2 protein-coding genes are annotated in these 1,282 nt (G+C 62.9%); both read left to right on the forward strand.

Annotation, left to right across the window (positions count from 1 at the left end):
- Window positions 1-35 precede the first annotated feature (35 nt).
- Entirely contained in the window at window positions 36-515 is a 480-nt protein-coding gene (locus tag CW742_RS13670) for an AIR synthase-related protein (RefSeq protein ID WP_292421322.1), read from the forward strand.
- A gap of 2 nt (window positions 516-517) precedes the next feature.
- Window positions 518-1,282 (forward strand): phosphoribosylformylglycinamidine synthase subunit PurQ (locus CW742_RS13675; protein WP_292421325.1); only part of this gene is annotated, 765 nt, incomplete at its 3' end.

A 1,282-nucleotide genomic window follows, 5' to 3' on the forward strand; every position in this document is an offset into this window, starting at 1 on the left:
CGGTCGCGCGGGAGTGAAACGGCGCAGGCGGCCCCGTGTATATTGTCGGACAGACAAAGGGGGCGACGGGCCGGCCCCAGTACGTCGCGCGCCTGGTGAGCCCCGGCAACACCGGGCCGGTGCTGGGCGCAGGGGCGGAAAAGGAACGGTACACCCGGCTTGCCTCCGCGATTGCCCACGAGCTCGTGGCCTCGGCATTCCCGGTCAGCCACGGGGGTCTCGGCGTTGCGCTTGCCAAGGTGGCTATTGCCGGGCGGCTCGGTATGGACCTCACGCTCCTGGTTCCGGACAGCATGCGGCCCGACTACTTCCTCTTCTCGGAGTCGCTCTCCCGGTTCGTGGTCACGGTTGCACCCGATCATAAGCGGGCGTTTGAGCAGGCACTGGGGGCGGATGCCGTGCTGGTCGGCCGGACGGGCGGCAACCGCCTGCGGATCAGCGGCCGCGTTTTGCTGCTCGATGTTGGCGTCGATGAACTGGAAAAAGCCTACAAGGCACCATTCGGGGGGTACTGACAATGGCAGCAGTAAAGAGGAACATCAAAAGGCCCGCTGTGGCTGCGAAGGCACCCGCAGCCCGCGAGGTGATCCCGGAAAAAGCCCTGATCATGAGCGGGTACGGGATCAATTCCGAGATGGAGACACAGGAAGCGCTGGCACGGGCCGGCATGGCTTCCGACATTGTCCACATCAATGACCTGATCGCGGGGGAGCGGCGGCTCTCCGACTACCGGCTCCTCGTCTTCCCGGGCGGATTCTCGTACGGCGACGATACCGGTGCCGGCAATGCGTTTGCAAACCGTGTCCGGAACAACCTCTGGGACGAACTCCAGGAGTTCCTGGATGGCGACAATCTCGTGCTGGGCATTTGCAACGGGTTCCAGATCCTGGCAAACCTCGGCCTTGTTCCCGCGTTTGACCGGAGTTATAAACGGGAGATCGCCCTCATGCCCAACCGCGGCGGCCGGCTGGAGTGCCGGTTCGTTACCCTGAAACCGGCAAACGAGAGCCTTTGGACAAAGGGGATCGAGCGCATCTGGTGCCCGGTCTCCCACGGGGAGGGGAACTTCTCGTGTTCAGCGGAAACACTCAAAACGATCCGGAATAAGAAGATGGTGGCGTTCACCTACTGCCGCGAGGACATGAGCCCGGCAGACGGCGAATACCCGTACAACCCCAACGGGGCGCTCGAGGATATTGCCGGCATCACTTCTGCCGACAAAAAAGTGCTTGGCATGATGCCGCATCCCGAACGGGCCATGGAGTTTTTGAACCTCTACGAC

The organism is Methanoregula sp. (assembly GCF_002835825.1).
Classification (GTDB): Archaea; Halobacteriota; Methanomicrobia; order Methanomicrobiales; family Methanospirillaceae; genus Methanoregula.